This is a genomic window from Microcystis sp. M015S2, assembly GCF_020245945.1.
Taxonomy (GTDB): domain Bacteria; phylum Cyanobacteriota; class Cyanobacteriia; order Cyanobacteriales; family Microcystaceae; genus Microcystis.
In genome coordinates, this window is the sequence record NZ_JADBTX010000057.1 from 19,652 (window position 1) to 43,063 (window position 23,412).

Here is a 23,412-nt window from a genome sequence, read left to right on the forward strand (position 1 = left end):
ATTATCAGTTCCTAGCTCATAAATTAGCTTAATCCTGCTCTTGCCAAGGAGCAAATAAAGGCAATAACGCTAACCCGGGTAAAGCGGCGATTACCGTGATTAAAAAGAACAACTGCCAACCGATCGCCTCGGCTAAAAGTCCAGCGGGAGCTACTAAAATATCGCGACTAAAAGCCATTAAACTCGATAAGAGGGCGTACTGAGTAGCGGTAAAACGAGCATTACAAAGACTCATTAAAAAAGCCACAAAAGCGGCAGTGACTAAGCCACCGCAGAAGTTTTCAATGTTAATAGCCAAGACCATAAAAGGATAATTTTGACCTAAATTTGCTAAAATAAAATAGGCTAAATTACTAACAGCTTGCAACAGACCAAATATCCAGAGCGATCGATTAATTCCCCAACGACTTAACAGGGAACCACCTAATAAAACTCCCACCATAGTTGCTATCATGCCCATGCCGCCCTGGATTGCCCCGATATCGGTTTGACTGAAACCAGTTTTTAAGAGAAAAGGAGTCACCATATTATTAACTAAAGCATCCCCTAAACGATAGAAAACAATAAAGGCGAGAATGCCGATTCCTTTACCTATTTGATAGCGTTGAAAAAACTCTTGGAAAGGCAACCAAACTGCCTCTAAAAGAGTTTGGGGATGATCATCTCTAGGGGGAGTAGCTGGGGCGAAAAAAGACCAAATAATCGTTAAAGCCATCAATCCAGCTAGGAAAAGATAGACGAGGGGCCAGGGTTCGTGATCGGCTAAAATTAAAGCGATCGAACCGGTTAAAATTAAAGCCAAACGATAACCTAAAACCCCGATCGCTACCCCGGCACCCATCTCCCATTTTTCTAAAATATCTGTGCGATAGGCATCGTAGGCAATATCTTGGCTGGCACTAAAAAAAGCAATCAGTAAAGCATTAATTGCCAATAATTCTAAAGATTGTTTTGGTTGTTGAAAAGCCATGGCTGCAATCGCTAAAGTTAAACAAACTTGAGCGATTAAAATCCAACCGCGACGACGACCAAGCAGCGGTGGAAGATAGCGATCGAGTAAGGGAGACCAAAGAAATTTGAGAGAGTAGGGGAGAGCGACTAAACTAAATAAACCGATCGATTTCAGATCAACTCCTTCGGTGGTCATCCAAGCTTGCAGGGTACGACCAGTGAGAAAATAGGGCAATCCCGAAGCGAAACCTAAGAATAACAAAGCCGCCATTTTTTGACTGCGGAACACCTGCAAATAAGCGGAAATTTCTTTGATCATGGAGGGAATAGGAGAATAGATTAGATTAAAGAATATAGTTAATTGACCCAAAAAGAAAGAGATTAGTTCTAACCAGCATCATCCCCTCTTAACCATTGCCTGGAGATCAAAAAAAATTCCCGAAAAATAGCGGTCTTTCCCCCAACTGGGGCTATAGGCAGTAGAATAGATGAGATTTTGATTCAGTAGTCTTGAAAAATTGCGGTATTCTCCTTAAGATAGATGCTTGATTCTCCCAACTAGCTCCCACCCCTATTTACCTTTCCCTGATAAGGACTGCCATCCCCACCTTCCCTGCCGACTCCTGTGATTAAAGTGGACTCCTGTTTTATCTCATACCTATTGTCTCATCCCTCCGACTCGGAAGCGACCGGTGACAGTGCCGCCATTCCCGTCGAGGTGCGTTTGGCCCAAAGCCAAGATCTCAAAAGCTTGGCGGAGATTCTCGCCGATAGTTTTTTCCCCACGGCCAATTATTGGTCTTTTCTGCGTCCTATCTTTAAATTAGGCATTTACGAGGACTTACGGGGACGATTACGCGGTGATACCCCTTACTATCACTGTCTGGTAGTCAGTCAAACCAGTGTCACCGCCACGGGTTCTCAGGAAGTTATTGTCGCTACGGCGGAAATCAGCTTAAAATCCAGTTCTTTTTTAGCTGTTCCCATTCCTTATATTTCTAATTTAGCCGTTAGTCCCGATCGCCGGCGTGCGGGCCTGGCCCGGAGATTGCTGCTCAAGTGTGAACAGATCGCTAGAGAATGGGGTTTTGAGGAACTTTCCCTCCATGTTCTCGATAATAATCTAGCGGCCCAGTCACTGTACTTAAGTAGCGGTTATCGTTTGCAAAAAACCGACGGTTGGTTGATCAATTGGTTATTTAATCGACCACAAAAGTTATTTCTGCACAAAAAAATCAGCCAATGAGGAGACTCCGAGACAGGTTTTAGGTGTTGGGGGTTGGGGTTTTGGGGTTTTGGGGTTTTGGGGTTTTAGTTCAATTTCCCCACTTCCCCACTTCCCCACTTCCCCACTTCATAATTCATAATTCATAATTCATAATTCCCACACCCCGCTCCCAGGAAACAAACCCTAGATATTTCTCCAAAATTGCGATGCAGAACGATTATAGGGAAAAATTCTGCTATATTATCTGCTAACTCTCTAAAAAACCCGATTAGTTTAATGATCTTTTCCGGTTATCTGAGAAAAAAAATAGTTCATCTCTTTAAAATATGGTTTTAGGGAGATATTTAGTGATTGTGTGAGGCAATTTGTGGTTAATAAGACGAAATCAAGGCTTAAAAGCGTAAAATCAAGCAAATTAGCAGCTAAACCTGTGAAAAAGCGGCGATTGTCCGGTAAATGGTTCCTGACAGCCCTAGGCTTAACTGGCTGCGCCCTAGTTTCCGCTACGGCGGGGGCGATGTTGGCTGTGTCTCTCTCCTCCACACCTTTGCGACAAGCTGCCCTTAGTCCCGAAGAAGCCGCCGCTTTTAACAATCAACAGGCCATATCCTATGAAAATCTGCAACTTCCCGCCCTCAACCGCCCCGTTAATATTCTGGTAGTTGGCGCGAAAGTGTTGACATCCGATGTCAAGGAGGCAGAAACCCCAAATCTGGGTTATCATGCCCCGGTTAATTCCTTGGAGGGTTTAACCGATACCATGCTGTTACTGCGTTTTGACCCCCAAAGACAGAAGTTAACCATGCTTTCCATCCCCCGGGATACCCGCACCGATATCGAGGGTTACGGGGAGAAAAAAATCAATGAAGCTAACGCCCTCGGGGGACCTGCTTTAACGGCGGAAACGGTTAGTCATCTTTTGGACGGAGTGGCTATCGATCGCTATGTTCGCATTAATGTGCAGGGTGTGGAAAAATTAATTGATGCTTTGGGGGGGGTGACGGTATATGTTCCCAAAGACATGAAGTACCAAGATTTTAGTCAACACCTCTACATTGACCTGAAAAAAGGGGAACAACACCTCAACGGCGAGAAATTCCTCCAGTTTGCCCGTTTTCGTCACGATGCTAACGGCGATATCGGTCGTATCCAACGACAACAGCAATTAATGCGGTCTTTAGTGGAACAAACTCTAAAACCAGCAACTTTATTGAAAATTCCTGATATTATCGAGGTTATCCGCAATAGTATCGATACTAATCTCAGTTTAGAGGAGTTACTCGCCCTAGCCGGTTTTGCCTCCAAAACTGAGCGCGCTGATGTGCAAATGCTACTCCTACCAGGAGACTTTAATGGTGATGGTCGGCAAGGGATCAGTTATTGGTTGCCCAATCAAAGTAAAATTCAAGAGCTAGTGGCTCAACATTTTAACCACGGCTCTTTTATCGCTGACATCGAGGAAACCACGCAACCGACTCGCATAGCTGTGGAAGATAGCATCGATAATCCAGAAGCGGTGCAAACTCTAGTCAGATATCTGCGCTCGTTTGGTTATGAAAATGTTTTTGTCTCTAAGTCTTCATCGCCAATTCTAGAAACTACCAAAATTATTGCTCAAAAAGGGGATGATTCCCTCGCTGCTGCCCTGCATAATAGCCTTGGTGTCGGGGAAGTTTTGGTGGAAAGTACGGGGAATCTCGCTTCTGATGTGACGATTAAAATTGGTCAAGATTGGCAAGAAAAATCAGCTAATCTTTCTGATCTATCCCCTGGCAACTAAGAGAAAAATCAAGTTTATCTGAGTTAGGAGTTACCCATTGACAAAAAACTCATCCATTATCAGTTATCATTGATTAGTGATTGGTCACTGTTTACTGTTCACTGTTTACTGTTCACTGTTTACTGATTACTGTTTACTCTCCCATGACTCCTTTTGTTGAGAAAATAAAAACTCCTTTAACTAAGCAAAAAATCTCGGTTCTGCAAATTAATTTGGGAAAAAAATGTAACCTTGCCTGTAGCCATTGTCATGTGGAAGCTAGTCCAGTTCGCTCCGAAGAAATGACTCCAGAAGTGTGCGAACAAATTATCGAACTGATCGCAAGATTTCCCCAAATTAAAACTGTCGATCTGACCGGCGGCGCTCCCGAAATGCTCTACGGTTTTAAGCCAATTGTGGAAACCTCTAGAAAAGCGGGAAAAGAGGTAATTGTGCGCTCGAATTTAACTATTTATTTCGAGAAAGGATTTACTGATATTCCTGAATATTGCGCTGGCCATCAGCTGCGGGTGGTGGCTTCTTTACCCTGTTATCTTGCCGATAATGTGGATAAAATGCGCGGTCTGGGAGTCTATGATCGATCAATCGCCGCTTTACAATGGTTAAACCGTCTCGGCTACGCTCAAGAGCCGAATTTGATTGTCGATCTAGTCTATAATCCCCAGATTCCTAAGTCAGAGAATTTTTCTCTCACACCGGATCAGGTATCCCTAACACGGGATTACAAAAAGTTCTTGCAAGAACATTTTAATATTTCTTTTAACAATCTATTTACTATCACTAACCTACCCGTCGGCAGGACGCGCTTCCATCTGGAACACCGGCAACTCTATCAACCCTATCTTCAATTCCTCGAAGACCATTTTAATGGCGATACTGTCGAGCATTTGATGTGTCGTAATCAGCTTTCGATCGATTATTTGGGTAATATCTATGACTGCGATTTTAATCAGATGGAAGATCTGGTCGCTTGCACCAGTCAAGGCCAAAAATTAACCCTGTCGGATTTATTACAAGCGGGTAGTTTAGATGTAATTGCAGAGGTACAAACCGCTTCCTATTGCTACGGTTGCACTGCCGGCAGCGGTTCCAGTTGTGGGGGAGCTTTGATTTCAAGCTGAACAAGTGTACTGGATTGACACCGCGTCTTGGAAAATTTAGTACAAATGCTCGGACTAGCTCTCCTCGCTGCCAACTCCGGCGCTATCTTGACGGGGTAGGGTGTGGGGTGTGGGGTGTGGGGTGTGGGGTTTTACCGATTTTCAGGTGGTCAATTACCTAATTTTCAGGGAAAAAGTCCCTGAATTCTCCCTCCGATCACTCCAATCGCTGGCACTTTTTCGTCAAAAGTTGGACTAATGATTAGGGACCAGAAAAAACCGCCGATTCTATATCTTGGCGACTAAGGGAGTATTTAAAAGCGCGATTGATGTCACTGCCGTCATTGGCTGCCCGAAAGTAACGAACGGTGATTTCTTCGATGTCGAGGCAGATTTCCGCTTTCCATGTCGGTTTTTCCACAGTCCAACAGTGGATATTCTCGGTATTTTTCCGACAACCTAATTTAACTAGCCATGCTTCGATCGCCGGTAAGGGATGATTATAGAGGGGAGTATCAGCAGTGGGAATCTTCATCGCATGAATCTAAATCAAAAATAATTGGGCTACAGTGACAGCATTCTCTCCTCGAAGCATAGCAATAATCACCGCTAGTAACAAGCAGCCGAGCAGGGTGAGTCCCAAGATAAACAAAGCAAAAATTTCTCCCGAAGATAGGGGACGATCGGTCGGATCGAGATAGGCGCTACGATTAGCTATGGGTTGATCGCTATCGGGGATGGTTTGGATGACATTCCAGCGCGAGTAACCTATTTGTAAATCATACAGGGAACGGCGATCGGGATTACTCAGGGTGGCATAAGCTTCGTTAAGACGCTGGAATTTAACCGTTGCCACTTCGGGGCTGAGTTCGGTAGTATCGGGGTGGTATCGTTTGCTGAGTTCCCGATAGGCGCGTCGCACTTCGATCACCGAGGCACTCGGATGTAGTCCTAGAATGGCATAATAGGTATTGGCAAAGCGCGAGTTAGCGGCAATGACTCGCGAGGTGGTTTGGGAATTATCGCGCTCGAAGGTCACAAGATTTTTTACACTAAAAATTGTCTTAATATTTTAACCCTGTTGATCATGAAATCTCGTTATCGGCTGCGTCTTCAGATCTGTCTTGTCTTTCTCATTGTTGCTCTGACGAGTTTGTCTCCTTGGCTAACCCCTAGCGCCTATGCGGGGATCGACGATGATCGCCTCGATGGTAATATTTTTGTGGTCTATGCGGGTAATGGTTCCCTCGTACCACCGCGTTTAAATTTAGCGGAAACTTTTCAACGGAAAATTCCGGCTATTATTGTCTATTATTTGGATGATAGTAGCGATTGTAAGCGATTTGCGGCGATTGTCTCCCGTTTTCAAGAGTTTTACGGTCGTGCCGCCAGTATTATCCCCGTTACTGTCGATTCTATCCCCTTAAAGTCTTCCTATCGTCCCGATGAACCTGGTTACTATTATCGCGGTGGGGTTCCCCAAACGGTGGTTTTAGACCAACAGGGTAAAGTGGTTTATGATGGTTTGGGCAATGTTAAATATGAAGATGTGGATGATGTCTTAAGAAAGGTTTTTGATCTTTTGCCTCGATCAGAATCGGTAGAGTTAAAAAGACGCTCTTTTAACGAGTTTAACGCTGAATTGCGCTAGTTACCTCTTTTTTATCCTCAATTGAACCAAAAATAATCATTTAGGGATGCTGTCAGCAGCGTCTCTATCTTGTTTTTAGGAACAATAAAATTATTTACTTATTGCTTTTATTATTATTTAAGATTTATTTAAACCGATAAATGCTAGGCAATTCAGATTTTATCTGGAGTAACACTTGAAAAATATTGGCAATAGTGCCAGACTGGAAAAAGTTTGCTAACCTGATTATATTGAGAATAATAATCATTCTTGTAGGTGTGTGAGACAGCAATGAAAATCAAGCAAAATTTCCTAACAGCAGCGATATTACTGGGTTTTTCTAGTCCTGTACTGGCTAATAGTCTCGAAAACCTCTCTAGTAACCCCATGGCACAGGTGACGACGGTGAATCAATTGCGGGATGTTTCTCCCACCGCCTGGGCTTTTGAGGCCTTAAGAAGTCTCGTGGAGAGGTATGGTTGTATAGTAGGTTATCCTGACCGTACTTTTCGCGGTGAACGCGCTTTAACTCGTTGGGAATTTGCCGCCGGGTTGAATTCCTGCTTAAATACCCTAGAAAGATTGATTCAAGAAGGAGTAGCGGTATTAAAAGAAGATCTAGACAAAATCAAGCGATTAGTCAAGGAATTCGAGACAGAATTAGCGGCATTGGGGGCAAGAGTTGATAACTTAGAAAATCGAGTCGCTTTTCTGGAAAATAATCAATTTTCCACCACCACTAAATTAACCGGGGAAGTGGTGATGGCATTATATGGGGTAGCCACAGGAGAAAAAAACGGTGGTGAAGGGATTCCCCAAGTGCCAGCTTTTGGTTATCGGGCCCGTTTAGAATTAAATACTAGCTTTACAGGCAAAGATTTACTCTATACCCGTCTAGCAACGGGAAATATTGCCGATTTAGCCGATACCACGGGAACTTTTCAAAGTACCTTAGCCTTTACCCAACCCGACGGCAACGATTTATTGGTAGAAGTTTTAAACTACAGTTTCCCCGTCACGGAAAATATCTACCTCTGGTTAGAAGCGACGGGAGGTGCTAAAGATGACTTTACCAATACCCTCAACTTTTTAGATGGAGATGGTGCTAGTGGGGCGCTTTCCGCTTTTGGTACTCGCAATCCCCTTTATTTTGCCCCCGGACAAACTGGACTCGGTTTACAGGGTAATTATGGGGCTTTGCAATTCAGCGCCGGTTATCTTGCTGGGGATGCTAACGATCCTAACCCGGGTGCGGGTTTATTTAACGGTTCCTATACTGCCCTAGGGCAGCTGGGTTATGTTCCAAACGAGAATTTTGGCATTGCTTTATCCTACCTTCATGGTTATAACCAATTAGATACGGGAACGGGAAGTCAGCGCTCGAATTTCCGATTTTTCACCGAAGAGCTATTCGGGGAGGCTGTCCCGACTATTAATAATAGTTTGGGTTTACAATTTACTTGGCGAATTGTCGATGGTTTTGTCCTCGGTGGTTGGGGTGGTTACACAAAAGCTATCACCCTTAGCACCTTAGATGGACAACTAGAACGCGGGGATTTAGATATCTGGAATTGGGCGGTAACTTTGGCTTTTCCTGATTTATTTAAGGAAGGAAATACGGCCGGTATTATTGTTGGTATGCAGCCCTGGGTATCTAGTTCTAGTATTAGATTAAATGATGGTAGTGGCACTAATGATCCCGATACTTCCTTTCATATCGAAGGATTTTATGAGTGGAAACTCACCGATAATATTGCCCTGACTCCGGGGGTAATCGTGATTACTTCTCCTAACTCAAATAATAACAATTCCACCTTAGTTATCGGCACTATCCGCACGACTTTTACTTTCTGATTTGTCTAGGCAGCCGGTCAGATTTATTCGGGTAGATTCCTTAACTAGAGAGACTTTTGATCTTGAGATAATATTAGGTCGATGTCTAATTCATAATTCATAATTCATAATTCCCACTCTCCTATACCTTCTAAACAGGATTTAGTATCAGTTATCTCAAAATTGGCTTACGTCGGCTACAGGGAGTTTTTCATCAGGGACGAGAACTTCTTATGTCGATTCCCCTTCTCCCCAAAGATCCCGAACCAGTTTTTGCTTGAAAGCGATCTGATACTAAATCCGTTGAGCATAGAATACTTATAAGGACAGGCAAAAGGCAGAAGGCAAAAGGCAAAAGAGGGAATAAATAATCAGTTTTTAATAACCGGATTTAGTCTGAACAAGATTTCTTTGACCGAATTTGGTTCTCTCGCATCCGTGCCTTAACCTGTCAGTGATTCACCAAGATGTGTCAGGCAGTCAGGTTAGGATCATGGGCTACGAGAATCCAAGAATATCAGCGCCTTGATGGAGCTAGTCTCTATAAAAGCTAGTTCGAGAGTTTGAATGCTCAGGGCGCTGCCAGAGCAGCAGTGCCGATCCCTAGTTTAGAATGTGTTTGTAGGGGGAACGAAAAATACTCAAGAATCTGATTGAAATTGGTAGTGCTAAACAAGTAATGATAAATCCAAAGAGGAATTATAGTGATGGATAAAATACTAGATCCCCCCGATCCGTAGGGGATTTTGGACAATTAGGCATGGCGGAGAGATACTTGATTTTTAGCGACTATTCTATCATCATTACTTCTTGAGGACTACCGTAAAAAGCAAAAAGCGGCTAAGTTTGCCTTTTGCTCCCTCTTATCTATTCCTCTCGATAATTTTCACTCAAATCATGAAAAAACGCTTACAATGGCTAGGTTTAATCATTATCACCCTGATGGGTGTTCTAGCTTTTCGTTCCCCGGCAATTGCCCAAACCCCGCGACATTTTACCGATTTAACTTTTCCTCCCCTTCCTGAAGTTACAGTTCCCCAATACGAACGTTATCAACTAGATAATGGTATGGTGGTTTATTTAGTGGAGGATCGGAGCTTACCTTTAGTGAGTGGTACCGCGATGATTCGGACGGGAGGAAGATTAGAATCCGAGGAAAAAGTCGGATTAGCCGATATTACTGGAACCGTGCTGCGTAGTGGTGGCACAGAAAAACATTCTTCTAATGTCTTAAATCAATTATTAGAACAAAGAGCAGCCCTCGTAGAAACCTCGATAGATCTTAACTCTGGAACTGCTAGTTTTAGCGCTCTTAGTGAAGATTTAGAAGCAGTTTTTAATCTCTTTGCCGAGGTTTTGCGTTCCCCAGCTTTTGAAAATCAGAGGGTGGAATTAGCCAAAGTTCAGGAAAAAGGGGCGATTGCCCGACGTAATGATGATCCCGATGATATTGCTAGTCGGGAGTTTAAAAAGCTAGTCTATGGTGATAATAGCCCCTACGCTCGTACTGTAGAATATAGCACTTTAGCTAATATTGATCGTCAGGATTTAATCGATTTTTATCGTACCTATGTCCGTCCCGACCAAATAATTTTAGGAATTGTCGGTGATTTTGATTCTCAGTCGATGAAAGCATTAATCAATAAGACTTTTAGCGATTGGAAAAATCCCGCAACTGCCACTAAAATTGTTACCCCTTCTGCAACCCAAAAAAATCTTCAAGGTGTCTTTGTCGTCAATCAACCTCAATTAACCCAGAGTACGGTTTTATTAGGTCATCTTGGGGGTCGTTTGGATAGTCCCGACTATCCCGCTTTAACGGTATTAAATGAGATTTTAAGCGGTTTTGGTGGTCGTTTATTTAATGAAGTGCGTTCCCGTCAAGGATTAGCTTATTCTGTCTATGGTGTCTGGAATAGTCGTTATGATTATCCCGGTTTATTTATTGCCGGAGGTCAAACTCGCACCGATGCTACCGTACCTTTTATTAAGGCAATTTTAGGCGAAATCGAGCGACTTCGCAATCAACCCGTTACTGCCAAAGAATTGGCAGATGCTAAAAATGCTATTCTCAATTCTTTTGTTTTTAAGTTTGAGAAACCTGCTCAAAATTTATCGCGATTGATGACCTATGAATACTATGGTTATCCCCAAGATTTTATCTTCCGTTATCAACAAGCGGTAAAAGGGGTGACAATTGCCGATATTCAACGAGTGGCCCAACAATATCTACAACCGAATCAAATTGTGACTCTAGTAGTGGGTAATGAACAGGAAATTCAACCTCCTTTATCCAGTTTGGGAACTACGGTTAAAACTGTTGATGTCACCATCACACAAATATAAATAAATCTAGGTTGGATGGAGCTAAACTAGGTGAAATCCAACCTAAAAAAATGAGATAAATATAGCAGGAGATATGACTTTACAACTCACAATAAATTATCCTGAAAATTTACCCGACTTTCTTCAAAAAATGTGCGAGGAATTCGAGAGAGAAGCAACCTGGGCTATGGTAGTAAAACTCTTTGAGATGAAACCTATTTCATCGGGTATGGCTGCCAATTTATTAGGAGTGGATAGGGTTAATTTTTTATTGAGATTGACCGATTTTGGCCTAGGGATGATTGACTTAACAGAAGAAGAACTATTATCAGACCTTGAAAATGCCTAAAGCTAAATTACAGCCCTTCTCATAAAAAAAAGTATAACCTAATTTGGTATTGACTGCTGACTGCTGACGACCGACTCCCCAAAACGAAAACTTCCTATATCACCATTGAGATAACTGCTGTAACTATTTTGAGATAACTAAGGCTATCATTGAAGAAAGTTACTGTTGAGACTCCTGATTAATTTGTTAATTTTTGTGTTAATTACCTAGACAATCAAACCCTTTAGAGATAGGGTGATCTTGGCTGAGTTGGCTATTATATAGTTTTGTAAATAAATATCAAACTCAAGGATTTTTGAAGATGGTATGTAGCTAAACTGAAAGTATAGATTACAGAGGTAAAAATACTTATGATGCTACTACAAGATGTTGCGAGAACCTCTAGAGAACAAGCATTAATTCTGTGGTTTGAAGAAGTAGACAGCAAAGATGTGGGATTAGTCGGTGGGAAAAACTCCTCATTAGGCGAAATGATCCAACAATTAACCCCGAAAGGGATTAATGTACCCACAGGATTCGCCACCACCGCTTACGCTTACCGTCACTTTGTCGAAAAAGCCGGACTAGACGCACAATTAAGACAAATTTTCCAAGATTTAGACGAAAATGATGTGCAGAACTTGCAAGAAAAAGGTAAACAAGCGCGCACATTAATCTTAAATACACCGTTCCCCGATGATTTAAGTCATGCGATCGCTATTGCCTATCGCCGACTCTGTGAACGTTATGGCGATGATCTCTATCATTCCATAGATGTGGCCGTTCGATCGAGCGCCACTGCCGAAGACTTACCAGAAGCGAGTTTTGCCGGACAACAGGAAACCTACCTCAACGTGCAAGGGGTGAGGGGAGTTTTAGAAGCTTGCCATAAATGTTTTGCCTCTTTATTCACCGATCGCGCTATTTCCTACCGTCATCATAACGGTTTCGATCACTTTGCCGTCGCCCTTTCCGTCGGTGTCCAAAAAATGGTGCGTTCGGATCTGGCCACCTCTGGGGTGATGTTCTCCATCGATACGGAAACAGGGTTCAAAAATGCCACTTTAATCACGGCAGCCTACGGTTTAGGGGAAAATGTCGTGCAAGGAGCCGTTAACCCCGACGAATATCTGGTTTTTAAACCCACTCTTAAAAACGGTTACAAACCCATCCTCGACAAACGCCTCGGCAGTAAAGCCATCAAGATGATCTACGATGATGGAGGATCGCGTCTAACCAAGAATATCCGAGTTAACAAGCTAGAACAGGATCAATTCTGCATTAGTGACCAAGAAATCCTCACTTTAGCCCGTTGGACGACCCAAATCGAGGAACATTACTCGCAAGTGCGCGGAACCTACACCCCCATGGACATCGAATGGGCAAAAGATGGGATCACGGGAGAACTCTTTATCGTTCAAGCCCGTCCAGAAACCGTACAATCGCAAAAAGCCGCTAATATCCTTAAATCCTACGAAATTAAAGAAAGAAGTCAAGTTTTAGCGGTGGGACGGAGTGTAGGTGCGGCAATCGGTCAAGGAAAAGCCAGAGTCATCCTCAGTGTAGATAAAATCAACAACTTTAAACCGGGAGAAGTTCTCGTCACCAATCGCACGGATCCCGACTGGGAACCGATTATGAAACAAGCAAGCGCGATCGTGACTAATCAAGGTGGTCGTACTTGCCATGCCGCTATTATCGCACGAGAAATGGGCATTCCGGCGATCGTGGGTTGCAATAATGCCACGGAAACGATTAAAACCGGTCAGGAAGTCACCGTTTGCTGTGCGGAAGGGGATGAAGGGAAAGTTTACCTCGGATTGCTACCCTTTGAAATTCTTGAAACTCCCCTAGACAATTTGCCCCAAACTCGGACAAAAATCCTCATGAATATCGGTAATCCCGAAAAAGCCTTCGCTTTTGCCGATATTCCTGCCCAAGGGGTCGGTTTAGCGCGTCTAGAATTCATTATCGCTAACCATATTCAGGCCCACCCCAGTGCCTTGCTGAAATTCCACGAATTGGAAGAAGGAGACGTAAAAGACCAAATCGCCGAATTAACCAAACACTACGAGGATAAACCCCAATTTTTCGTCGATAAATTGGCCCGGGGAATTGCCATGATTGCAGCCGCATTCTACCCCAAAGATGTAATTGTGCGGATGTCCGATTTTAAATCCAATGAATACGCTAATTTATTGGGTGGCAAACCCTTTGAACCCAAGGAAGAAAACCCGATGATCGGTTGGCGCGGCGCTTCCCGTTATACTGATCCTAATTATCGCGAGGCTTTCGCTTTGGAATGTCGGGCGCTGAAAATGGTCCGGGAAGAAATGGGATTAACTAATGTGATTCCGATGATTCCTTTCTGTCGTACCCCCGAAGAAGGGATGAGAGTCCTTGAAGAAATGGCGAAAAATGGTCTCGAACGCGGGGTTGATGGTTTGCAAGTTTATGTGATGTGTGAGTTACCAAGTAATGTAATTCTTGCCGACCAATTTGCTCAGGTGTTTGACGGATTTTCGATCGGTTCTAATGATTTGACCCAATTAACCTTAGGATTAGATCGGGATTCTGCCCTAGTTGCCCATCTTTTTGATGAACGGAATGAGGGAGTTAAACGCATGGTGAAAATGGCTATTGAAACCGCTAAAGCCCATAATCGCAAAATCGGTATCTGTGGTCAAGCTCCCAGTGATTACCCCGAATTCGCTCAATTTTTAGTGGAATTAGGCATCGATTCCATCAGTCTTAATCCTGATTCTGTCCTCAAAACTTTATTGATGGTGGCAGCAGTGGAGCAAGGACAATAGTTTAGTGATAAAGGTGGGCAAGTCCCACCTTTTTTTGTCTTGATATAAGTAGGGTTTGCTGAAAAAGTTTGTTGGTGGGGTTAGTAGCCGCCGACAGGTCAAAAGCCTTATTTTAAAAGGGTTTTAGCATTATTCAGCAAGCCCTAAATAATATAAAAATTTAGGGTGTATTACTCTATGCTAACACACCCAAAACTCAAGATTTTCTTGCAGTCTTTAAACCCCCGCTAATTGTTGTAATTGCAAGAGAGGAGCAAAGGTATTGATATTAACATTAGTCATCACTGTTTCTTCTCCTGCGGCACATTCATAAACCACATAAGTCCAGATACCCGGATTATCTTCCTCGGCACTTTCTCCCTCATAAAAAGTGATTGTACCGTCATCTTCGCACTCGTAATAAGCGGAATAAACATCCTCCCATTCGCAATCGGAATCATTCATGGTTTCCTGAATTGCCGTTAGTACCCCTGCGATGTGATGGGGTTGGGTTTCCACCTGCACTAAACGTTCTTCTTCCCAGATAAAATTATGCAGTTCTAGAGTCATATTTCTCCTTAGATATTAACAGATAATTAATTAAAATTCCCAACAGTGATTAGCATCCTTTAACGCGGCTTTTACCGTCGATAATTGACTGAAATTCTCCAATAAATAGAGCAAAATAAGATGGTAATTTCTTCTAAAATTAAGGAAAGTTTTTGATTATCATCAGAGGATAAATATCGATCCACCAGTTGATAACATTCATAGATTTTCAAGAATAATTATTAGTTTTTTAAGAGATGGCGGTACTTTTCTTGGAGATTTTCCGTTGCTTTGGTTAATTTTCCCTTTTCGTCTAGGATGGGTAGTTTCATGATTTCCGATGAAGCTTTAATTAAAAGTAGTACCTCCCGAAACTTGGCTGCATCTTCCTCTAGATGAGGATTAAAATTAGCTCGTGACTCCAGTTCGGTTAAACTCTGAATAGCTCTACTATTCAGACTATGAACGAGGTATTGTAACTCCTTAATTCTGCGCTGAACTTGTCCTAAAAAACCCTTACTTTTATCTAACTGAGCTATTTTATTATCCACTTCCTTGGCGTATTCGATAGCTTTAGTTAGGGCTTTTTTCCCTTCTCCTCCTAAGACAAAACCACCAATCATTAAAGCAGGTCCGACGGTAATACCTCCTAAAACCACTGTTCCCAAAGCCATACCACCACCACCGGCAGCTAAAGAACCACCTCCTAACCATGCTAAGGTAGCATTCCAAGCAGCTGCCCCACTAAGTCCACTAATTGCTGTTCCTGTACTAGCAGTACCGAAAAGACCAATTAATCCTAGGGTTCCCTGACTGGCTGCCGAAGCGACTCCCACTACTTTTAAACCCCCCACAGCCAAACTTTGCGCGTCTAACACTTCTGCTTTATATTCCTTGAATTGTTCGGCAGAAAATCCCTCAAACCCTTCTAAGAAGCGTTGATGGGATTGGGAAGAATTTTGACCAAGTCTTTGACCTATTCTTTGATCAATTCTGCTAATAAACTTAATAAATCTGCCGATAGTGTTGATTTTGACATTAATTTGCAGTTGACCGTATTCTTCCGCAAATTTTTGGGTAGCTTGAAACTTTTTTTCTAGGGATTTGTTGGCTTTTTTGTATCTTTGTTCGGCACTTTTGCCAATTTTTTCCGCCTTTTGTAGCTTGGAGACACCATCAGCACCCGCGCTAACACCCACACCAGCAGTAACTAAGGCCGCCGCACCAAGAATAATCGGGATAATAAAGATCATGACCAAAAATCTCCTAGTCTATTCAGTTTTGTAAAATTCTACCAACATAGTTAAAAAAAAATCAAGGATTATATCGGTAGAATTACGGCCTTCTTATTCTTTGTGTGATAAGTTTAACTTATATAGAAGTGATCAATCTTTGTGTCCTTTGTGTCTTTGTGGTTCGTTTCACGCACTCACCAACAGGACTGTATCTTAGAATAAATTTTACCCACCGAACCCAAGAGAGCCGAATCACTGAATAGCTGATAGCTGGTAGCTGAGGATTTATAACTTGCCTTCGTAACTTAACAAGGTATTTTTTAATAACATTGCCACTGTCATCGGACCGACACCACCCGGTACAGGAGTAAGATAACTAGCTACTTCTAAAACCCCAGCATAGTCCACATCGCCCACCAAACGGTCAGCGACGCGATTAATCCCCACATCCACTACCACTGCACCCGGTTTTACCATATCTTTACTGATTAAATTGGCTTTACCGACCGCAGGTACTAAAATATCGGCACTTCTGGTTATTTCTGCCAGATTTTCCGTGCGCGAGTGAGCAATAGTTACCGTAGCGTTTTCCTCCAATAACATTAAAGCTAAAGGTTTCCCCACTAGAATGCTGCGACCCAGTACCACCGCGTGCTTACCAGCTATGGAAATATTATATTCTTTCAGCAGTGCCATGACCCCCGCAGGAGTACAACTGCGGATACAGTCCTCACCCCGCACTAAACCGCCTAAATTGAGAGGATGTAAACCATCAGCATCTTTTTTCGGGTCAATTTGGTAGAGAAGGGAAACCGCATCTAAATGCTTGGGTAAGGGTAATTGAATTAAAATCCCGTCCACCCGCTCATCTTGATTGAGACGGACAATTTCCGCCAAAATTTCTAGTTCACTTGTATCGGTAGGAAAATGACGACCAAAAGAGGCCATGCCGATTTTAGTACAAGCTTTCTCCTTATTGCGGACATAAACGGCACTAGCGGGATTGTCTCCCACCATCAACACCGCTAACCCCGGAGGTCGTCCCATTTGAGATTGTAGCGTCTGGATGCGCTCTCCTAGACCAAGCTGGATTTTTTGAGCTAAGGCTTTCCCGTCGAGAATTTGGCAAGTAGTTACGGACATTCTATGATAATACCGAGAACAAAAATCTTTCGGATCCATTCTATGGTCAAAAAGATTGGCTAATCGCACTCGTTAAGGTTAAAGCAAGAATGTCTATTCAGACTCGTGTAGGGCGCATCGGCAGTTTATTATTATTGCTAGGGTTATTCGGTTGTAGTACCCTTGCTGACCTCGGTATTGCCGTTCCCTACATCGGTGATCCTCCCCTAACAGCGATCGAGCAATTACAGGAAAAACCAAAAGGTGCTTTAGTTTATCTTAGGGGAACTGTGAGCAATTATGCCCCTTTTTTAGCGGGAGGAGCCTATCTTTTGCAGGATGGTTCCGGCAAGATTTGGATTCGCACCAATAGCAATAAATTACCCCGTCAAGGCGAAGAAATCGTCATTAAGGGCAAAATTGACTTTGAAGCTATTCCCCAGGGTTCCCAAACCGTTAACGAATTGTATGTGGTGGAATTAGAACAGATGGATGCAGTAGCGGTTAATTCGCTTCCTACTCCTTCCCCGTCCCCAGAAATTAAACCTTCCCCCACCTCAGAAGTTAAACCCCCAGAAAATAATTCTCCCCCAGTCTCCACTAAACCCCTGGAAAATCCCCGACAGGTGACAATTCCCAGCGCAGCTGAAACAAAACCCCCAGCAACTCCCGTCGTTACCCCCGTTAAACCCAATCCCCCCGTGCAACCCGTCGCAGAAGCGATTCCCCCCAAACCCCCCGCAGTGGTTAAACCCGTCCCAGACCCCCTTGATGCTTTCTTTTTACCCCATAAACAAAGCAAGAAATAGCTAGGGTTAGGTGTGGGAATTATGAATTATGAATTATGAAGTGGGGAGAAAATACAAATAATCTCCTGACAACTGATAACTGATAACTGATAACTGATAACTGATGATATTTGTTGCTTTGGCGATTTTGGAACAGGACGGTCGATTTTTAATGCAGTTGCGCGACGACATCCCGACGATTCTCTATCCGGGGGTGTGGGGTTTATTTGGTGGTCACTTAGAAGCGGGTGAAAGTCCAGAAATAGGGTTAAAACGAGAGTTAAAAGAAGAAATTAACTACGAAGCCCCTAGTTTACGCTATTTTCGCTCTTATAACGATGATAATCTCTCCCGTTATCTTTATCATGTACCCCTGACCCTGGGATTAGAAAAATTAGTGCAAACAGAAGGGCAAGATTTAGCATTATTACCTCCGGCTGCCATCCGTCAAGGGGAATACTATTCCGAGAAGATTAATCAGACTCGTTCTTTAGGAAAAATTCATCGCCAGATATTACTCGATTTTCTAGAAGTAGAATTATAGTGGATATTAGAGCCAGACAAGGAACTCCCTTATCTATACGAAAGTCGTAGTTAACACTGCTCCTCACCTCCCTCGAAGGCAAAATGCTCCCGCTTTTTGAATGGCTTTATTGAAACGTCAATCTTATTTTGGCTTTGTCTTTATGAACCAGTCGCGTCCCTCGTTCGTTTCCGTGCAGAAACTCCTATCTGGAGGTGCGATCGCTACCCTAGCAGTTAGTTCCCTGATGGTCCTTACCCCCGCAGCCAAAGGGGAAAAACCCTTAGAAGATAACCCGAAAGCAGTCATCGACCAAGTTTGGCAAATTGTTAATAATGAATTTGTAGATCGTGGTTTTCATCAAATTGACTGGCAAAAAAAACGTCAAGAATTGTTAAGCAGAAATTATACTAATCCCCAACAAGCTTACACAGCAATTCGCGAAGCTTTAAAGGAATTGGGTGATACTTATACCCGTTTTTTAACTCCTAGTGAATTTTCTGTCCTCACCAGTCAAACTTCCGGAGAATTGTCGGGAATTGGCGTACGTTTAGCCCTCGATAAACGCACTAGCGATCTGATCGTTGTCGATACGGTGAAAAAATCCCCCGCCAAGGAAGCAGGAGTAAAAAGCGGTGATCGCCTGATCAGAATTAACGGCAAACCCACCGCTTTAATGACCCTAGAACAGGCAATGGAGGCACTACAGGGAGAAGTGGGTACTAGCGTTAGTTTACAGCTTGCCCGTCCCGATAAAGGGGTATTTGAAGTGACTTTGACCCGGGTAGATATCGAAATCCCCTCCGTTAGCTATACCCTTAAACAGGAAGGTGGGGTGAAAGTTGGTTATATCAAACTGGATGAATTTAGTTCCCACGCAGCCGAACAAATGAAAGAGGCGATCGAGGAATTAAGTCAACAACAGATATCCGGCTATGTTCTCGATCTGCGGGGCAACCCCGGCGGGTTACTATTTGCTAGTGTCGATATCGCTCGCATGTGGATGAAACAAGGCAAAATCGTTAGCACCATCGATCGACGGGGCGGAGATCGTCAATTTATCGCCAATAACACCGCTATTACCGATTTACCCCTAGTAGTCTTGGTTAATAAAGGTTCAGCGAGTGCCAGCGAAATCCTCGCTGGGGCGCTAAAAGAAAATGGCCGGGCGACTTTAGTAGGTACATCGACCTATGGCAAGAGTACCGTCCAATCGGTACACACCCTCTCCGATGGTTCTGGTTTAGCGGTGACAATTGCCCGTTATTATCCCCCCAACGGCGAAAATATCTACAAAAAAGGCATTAAACCCGATGTGCAGATCGAGTTAACCCAAGAACAACAGCTGCGCTTCCGCGATGATCCTTCTTTGCTGGGAACTAAGGATGATCCCCAGTATCAACAGGCGATCTCACTCCTACAATCCCATAGTGTCAAACGTCCCGGCACTGGCAATCTCAACAACCCTTTGAGTAGTCGGGCCGAATAATCGTCCTAAAAAATCTGGGGAAACGGCGACTGTTTCGGCGAAATGGCGATTCTAGAACAGCCTTTAAAGCATTTAACCGCGATAGCTCTTGCTCCCGTGCAGTTGCTCGTGATTCCCGCCCAAAGATTTCTACAGCTACAAATTCTGCAGCTAAGCATAAGACGCAGTATAAAACTGTATCTTAGATTACAAATGCTCGATTATTCGCCAAAAAGTAACCTGATCAAAACCTCACACCCTGCTCTATAATTCCCGACGACCTTCTAAAGCTCTCGCTAAAGTTACTTCATCAGCGTATTCCAGATCGCCGCCCATGGGCAACCCAAAAGCGATACGGGTAACTTTAGTGAAGGGTTTTAGTAAACCCCCGATATACAAAGTCGTGGTTTCCCCTTCGACACTGGGACTGATGGCTAAGATAACTTCCTGAATTTTTTTCTGGCTGACTCTGGTGACTAAAGACTGTATATTTAATTGATCCGGTCCAATACCATCCATAGGTGAGATAACACCGCCTAAAACGTGATATTTGCCCGAATATTCCCTAGTTTTCTCCAAAGCAATCACATCTCTGGAGTCAGCTACCACACAGATAGTCCCCGTTTCTCGGTTAGGATTGCGGCAAATTTCACAAATCGGTTCGGCCGAAAGATGGAAACAAACCTGACATAATCCTACTTGTTTTTTCGCTGCTACGATCGCCTGGGCCAATTCGATCGCATCTTGTTCTGGTCGTTTGAGAATATACAGGGCCAGACGTTGAGCGCTTTTTGGTCCGACTCCGGGTAATTTTTGTAACTGCTCGATCAAACGAGCTAAAGGCGGTGTATAAATAGCAGTTAATCCTCTTATCAGTTATCAGTTATCAGTTATCAGTGGGTAAGTTATCAGTTATCAGATTTGAGTTTTCAAGTGAGCAGTGTTACATGGAAGTTTCCTGCTGTCTTTTCACTGTTTACTGCTCACTGCTCACTGATTAAGACCTTTTTGGTAAACGGACATCGATAACACTGGTGTTGAAATTATAATTATCTCCTTCTAACTCGATTAAAGTGCCAATTTTCACCTTTTGACCGCCAACAACCGCACCAGTATCAGTAACTTCCGCTTGACCACTGAGAGTCATAATCATATCTTGAGAATAGTTTTCTGTGCGGGGATCGGGTAGGACTTTTACACTACCATCCGGCTGCGGAACTAAGACATTTCTCGCTAAAGGTTTAACATTTTTTATATCCACTTGACCGGCCGGTTGATTACGAATAACAATATTAGTTTTCTTCTCGGTATTGAATTGATTAATCAAAGCGTTGGGATTAAGAACACTTAAACCCCGGACAATAACATCCACTTCTATGGGTTCTTTGGTAACTTGAGCGATCGTACTTTTACCACTCGTTCCAGGGACAACAAAAATACCGATAATTGTCAATAAAATTACTAAGGCCGCTCCGATATCAAGCAAGCTAAATTTACCGAATAAACGTCCTTTTGAGTCTAATAACTGCATAGCCTTGAATTTATATAGATGACTATTCCTAGAGATCGAGCCTAGAGAGTAAATTCTATCACGATCGGAATCTTGGTCGCAGACAGGAAGTCTGACTTAAGATAGAAGATCGGAGTTTCATACGGAGCGATCGATAGACAATGGCGGGTAAAACTCAACTTAAGAAACAAGAAAAGCAACTATCTCCAGTGGATCTGACCCCTTCTGACGGTAACAACCTCGAAAAAGTTGCCCCCGTTAAACATTGGTCGATCGAAGATAGCGAAAATCTCTATCGCATCCAAGGCTGGGGAGAACCCTATTTCTCGATCAATGCCGCAGGAAATATTACCGTCTCGCCCCAGGGAGAAAGGGGCGGTTCTTTGGACTTATACGAGTTAGTTTCAGCGATTAAGCGGCGGAATATCGGTTTACCCCTGTTAATTCGGTTTAGTGACATCCTTGAGGATCGGATTGAGCGCCTGAATGCCTGTTTTAACCGAGCGATCGCCCGTTATAATTATCCCAATGTCTATCGCGGTGTCTATCCGATCAAGTGCAATCAACACCGTCACATCGTCGAGTCTTTAGTGCGTTTTGGTAAACCCTATCAATTTGGGCTGGAGGCTGGTTCAAAACCAGAGCTAATGATTGCTTTAGCTACCCTAGAACCTGCCTTAAACGGCAAAAATGACAAAACACAACCATTGCTAATTTGTAACGGCTATAAGGACAAAGAATACATCGAAACCGCTCTTTTGACCACTCGTCTCGGTCATCGGCCTTTGATTGTCATCGAACAATTGGAAGAATTATATTTAACCCTGCGCGTCAGTCGTCAGTTAGGAATTGCCCCACATTTGGGAGTGCGTGCGAAACTGGGGACAAAAGGGGTGGGCCGTTGGGGATGTTCCACGGGAGACCGGGCAAAATTCGGTTTAACCGTCCCGGAAATCTTAACGGTGGTGACGGAATTAGAACAAGCGGGGATGTTAGATTGTCTGCAACTGCTGCACTATCATATCGGGTCGCAAATCTCCGCTATTAGCGTCATTAAGGATGCCATTCGCGAAGCTAGTCAGATTTATGTGGAATTAGTGAAATTAGGGGCAAATATGACCTATCTCGATGTGGGGGGGGGTTTAGGGGTCGATTACGATGGCTCAAAAACTAACTTCTACGCCTCAAAAAACTACAATATGCAGAATTATGCCAATGATATCGTGGCCGAGGTCAAGGAAGCTTGTGAAGATGCCCAGATTTCACCCCCAATTCTCATCAGTGAAAGTGGCCGGGCGATCGCTTCTCATCAATCGGTGTTAGTCTTTGATATCTTGGGAAGTAGTGAGGTTCCCCAAAATCCCCCCGATCCCTGCAATGGGAAAGAACATCTTATCCTCCGTAATCTCTGGGAAACCTACACGGGTATCGATGAGCGCAATTATCAGGAAGCTTATCACGATGCGGGACAGTTCAAAGAGGAGGCGATTAGTCTGTTTAATTTCGGTTATCTCAGTCTCAAAGAACGAGCTAGAGCCGAACAATTGTACTGGGCTTGTTGTCACAAAATTCTGCAAGTGGCCCGACAACAGGATTATGTTCCCGATGACTTGGAAGACTTAGAGCAAATTATGGCCTCAATTTATTATGCCAATCTCTCGGTTTTTCAGTCAGTTCCCGATAGTTGGGCGATCGATCAACTATTTCCAATTATGCCGATCCATCGTCTCGATCGAGAACCTACCCAAAGAGGTATTCTCGCCGATTTAACCTGTGATAGTGACGGAAAAATTGCCCAGTTTATCGATTTGCGCGGGGACGTAAAATCCGTTTTAGAATTGCATCCGTTGGAGTACAAAAACGGGAAACATTCTCCAGAACCCTATTATCTAGGAATGTTTCTGGTGGGTGCTTATCAAGAGATTATGGGCAATTTACATAATCTTTTTGGCGATACTAACGTGGTACATATTCAGATGAGTCCCAAGGGATACGATATCGAGTATCTAGTCAAAGGGGATACGATCACGGAAGTATTAAGTTATGTGCAGTATTCCGCAGAAGACCTGTTAGAAAGAATTCGTCTTCGTTGTGAACAAGCTTTGCAGGAAAATCGCATGACTGTGGAAGAATCCCAATTACTCCTACAGGATTATGAACGCAGTTTGCGACGTTATACCTATCTAGTGGGTGGGGATTGATGATTGCTCTTGCAGATCGAGTAATCGATCGAGGATGATAGAAAATAGA

Annotated in this window: 21 protein-coding genes; 13 read left to right on the top strand and 8 right to left on the bottom strand. The window is 43.4% G+C overall.

Translation table 11 applies throughout. From position 1 onward, the window contains the following. Positions 1-28 precede the first annotated feature (28 nt). Positions 29-1,270, bottom strand: a complete 1,242-nt coding sequence (locus IM473_RS11720; protein ID WP_287659982.1) for an AmpG family muropeptide MFS transporter — start codon at positions 1,268-1,270, stop codon at positions 29-31. Positions 1,271-1,576: 306 nt separating this feature from the next. Here IM473_RS11720 and IM473_RS11725 point away from each other — a divergent pair, with 306 nt between their 5' ends. The 3 genes from IM473_RS11725 (at position 1,577) to arsS (ending at position 5,080) form a co-directional block, all read left to right on the top strand. Continuing rightward, on the top strand, positions 1,577-2,197 hold the full coding sequence (locus tag IM473_RS11725; protein ID WP_287659983.1) for a GNAT family N-acetyltransferase: 621 nt from the start codon (positions 1,577-1,579) through the stop codon (positions 2,195-2,197). Between the two features lie 349 nt (positions 2,198-2,546). Further along, positions 2,547-3,959: an LCP family protein gene (locus tag IM473_RS11730; protein WP_287659984.1), complete on the top strand. Its 1,413-nt coding sequence runs from the start codon at positions 2,547-2,549 to the stop codon at positions 3,957-3,959. A 143-nt stretch (positions 3,960-4,102) separates the two neighbouring features. Next, the gene (arsS, locus tag IM473_RS11735) at positions 4,103-5,080 is read left to right on the top strand and encodes an arsenosugar biosynthesis radical SAM (seleno)protein ArsS (RefSeq protein ID WP_287659985.1); all 978 of its coding nucleotides are present in this window, start codon (positions 4,103-4,105) and stop codon (positions 5,078-5,080) included. A 241-nt stretch (positions 5,081-5,321) separates the two neighbouring features. Here arsS and IM473_RS11740 read toward each other — a convergent pair whose 3' ends face one another. Further along, the gene (locus tag IM473_RS11740; protein ID WP_004268884.1) at positions 5,322-5,594 is read right to left on the bottom strand and encodes a DUF3143 domain-containing protein; all 273 of its coding nucleotides are present in this window, start codon (positions 5,592-5,594) and stop codon (positions 5,322-5,324) included. 9 nt (positions 5,595-5,603) lie between these two features. Next, positions 5,604-6,098: a J domain-containing protein gene (locus IM473_RS11745; protein ID WP_287659986.1), complete on the bottom strand. Its 495-nt coding sequence runs from the start codon at positions 6,096-6,098 to the stop codon at positions 5,604-5,606. 48 nt (positions 6,099-6,146) lie between these two features. Between IM473_RS11745 and IM473_RS11750 the strand changes: the two genes are divergently transcribed. The 5 genes from IM473_RS11750 to ppsA all read left to right on the top strand — a co-directional run bounded on the left by IM473_RS11750 (position 6,147) and on the right by ppsA (position 13,988). Further along, entirely contained in the window at positions 6,147-6,710 is a 564-nt protein-coding gene (locus IM473_RS11750) for a thylakoid membrane photosystem I accumulation factor (protein WP_046663582.1), read from the top strand. A gap of 270 nt (positions 6,711-6,980) precedes the next feature. Continuing rightward, positions 6,981-8,543 (top strand): iron uptake porin, encoded by a 1,563-nt coding sequence (locus IM473_RS11755; RefSeq protein WP_287659987.1) that lies wholly within the window; start codon positions 6,981-6,983, stop codon positions 8,541-8,543. An 876-nt stretch (positions 8,544-9,419) separates the two neighbouring features. Then, on the top strand, positions 9,420-10,868 hold the full coding sequence (locus tag IM473_RS11760; protein ID WP_287659988.1) for a M16 family metallopeptidase: 1,449 nt from the start codon (positions 9,420-9,422) through the stop codon (positions 10,866-10,868). A gap of 73 nt (positions 10,869-10,941) precedes the next feature. Further along, positions 10,942-11,196 (top strand): UPF0175 family protein, encoded by a 255-nt coding sequence (locus IM473_RS11765; protein ID WP_287659989.1) that lies wholly within the window; start codon positions 10,942-10,944, stop codon positions 11,194-11,196. Positions 11,197-11,546: 350 nt separating this feature from the next. Then, positions 11,547-13,988, top strand: coding sequence for a phosphoenolpyruvate synthase (gene ppsA / locus IM473_RS11770; protein WP_002751914.1), 2,442 nt, complete (start codon positions 11,547-11,549; stop codon positions 13,986-13,988). 216 nt (positions 13,989-14,204) lie between these two features. Here the strand turns inward: ppsA and IM473_RS11775 are convergent, their stop codons facing one another. The 3 genes from IM473_RS11775 to folD form a co-directional block, all read right to left on the bottom strand. Continuing rightward, positions 14,205-14,537 carry a hypothetical protein gene (locus IM473_RS11775; RefSeq protein ID WP_194015032.1) on the bottom strand — a complete coding sequence of 111 codons (333 nt, stop codon included), beginning with the start codon at positions 14,535-14,537 and terminating at the stop codon, positions 14,205-14,207. 221 nt (positions 14,538-14,758) lie between these two features. Further along, a complete protein-coding gene (locus tag IM473_RS11780) occupies positions 14,759-15,769 on the bottom strand; it encodes a hypothetical protein (protein ID WP_287659990.1) in 1,011 nt (336 codons plus the stop codon). 267 nt (positions 15,770-16,036) lie between these two features. After that, complete coding sequence (gene folD, locus IM473_RS11785; RefSeq protein WP_287659991.1) at positions 16,037-16,894, bottom strand: bifunctional methylenetetrahydrofolate dehydrogenase/methenyltetrahydrofolate cyclohydrolase FolD; 858 nt, start codon at positions 16,892-16,894, stop codon at positions 16,037-16,039. A gap of 89 nt (positions 16,895-16,983) precedes the next feature. On the opposite strand from folD, the gene IM473_RS11790 reads away from it, so the two are divergent. From IM473_RS11790 to IM473_RS22565, 4 genes are all read left to right on the top strand, one after another. Further along, positions 16,984-17,682, top strand: coding sequence for a single stranded DNA-binding domain-containing protein (locus IM473_RS11790; RefSeq protein ID WP_287659992.1), 699 nt, complete (start codon positions 16,984-16,986; stop codon positions 17,680-17,682). A 103-nt stretch (positions 17,683-17,785) separates the two neighbouring features. Beyond that, entirely contained in the window at positions 17,786-18,205 is a 420-nt protein-coding gene (locus IM473_RS11795; protein WP_004162555.1) for an NUDIX hydrolase, read from the top strand. A 142-nt stretch (positions 18,206-18,347) separates the two neighbouring features. Continuing rightward, positions 18,348-19,673 carry a carboxyl-terminal processing protease CtpB gene (gene ctpB / locus IM473_RS11800; protein WP_353738164.1) on the top strand — a complete coding sequence of 442 codons (1,326 nt, stop codon included), beginning with the start codon at positions 18,348-18,350 and terminating at the stop codon, positions 19,671-19,673. A 12-nt stretch (positions 19,674-19,685) separates the two neighbouring features. Next, a complete protein-coding gene (locus IM473_RS22565; protein WP_353737435.1) occupies positions 19,686-19,922 on the top strand; it encodes a cyclic nucleotide-binding domain-containing protein in 237 nt (78 codons plus the stop codon). Here IM473_RS22565 and recR read toward each other — a convergent pair. Next, the gene (gene recR / locus IM473_RS11805; RefSeq protein ID WP_043999193.1) at positions 19,917-20,507 is read right to left on the bottom strand and encodes a recombination mediator RecR; all 591 of its coding nucleotides are present in this window, start codon (positions 20,505-20,507) and stop codon (positions 19,917-19,919) included. The genes IM473_RS22565 and recR overlap by 6 nt on opposite strands. A gap of 142 nt (positions 20,508-20,649) precedes the next feature. Further along, the gene (locus tag IM473_RS11810; protein ID WP_004162056.1) at positions 20,650-21,183 is read right to left on the bottom strand and encodes a DUF4330 domain-containing protein; all 534 of its coding nucleotides are present in this window, start codon (positions 21,181-21,183) and stop codon (positions 20,650-20,652) included. A 140-nt stretch (positions 21,184-21,323) separates the two neighbouring features. On the opposite strand from IM473_RS11810, the gene speA reads away from it, so the two are divergent. After that, positions 21,324-23,363, top strand: coding sequence for a biosynthetic arginine decarboxylase (speA, locus tag IM473_RS11815; protein ID WP_287659994.1), 2,040 nt, complete (start codon positions 21,324-21,326; stop codon positions 23,361-23,363). Positions 23,364-23,412: the final 49 nt, after the last annotated feature.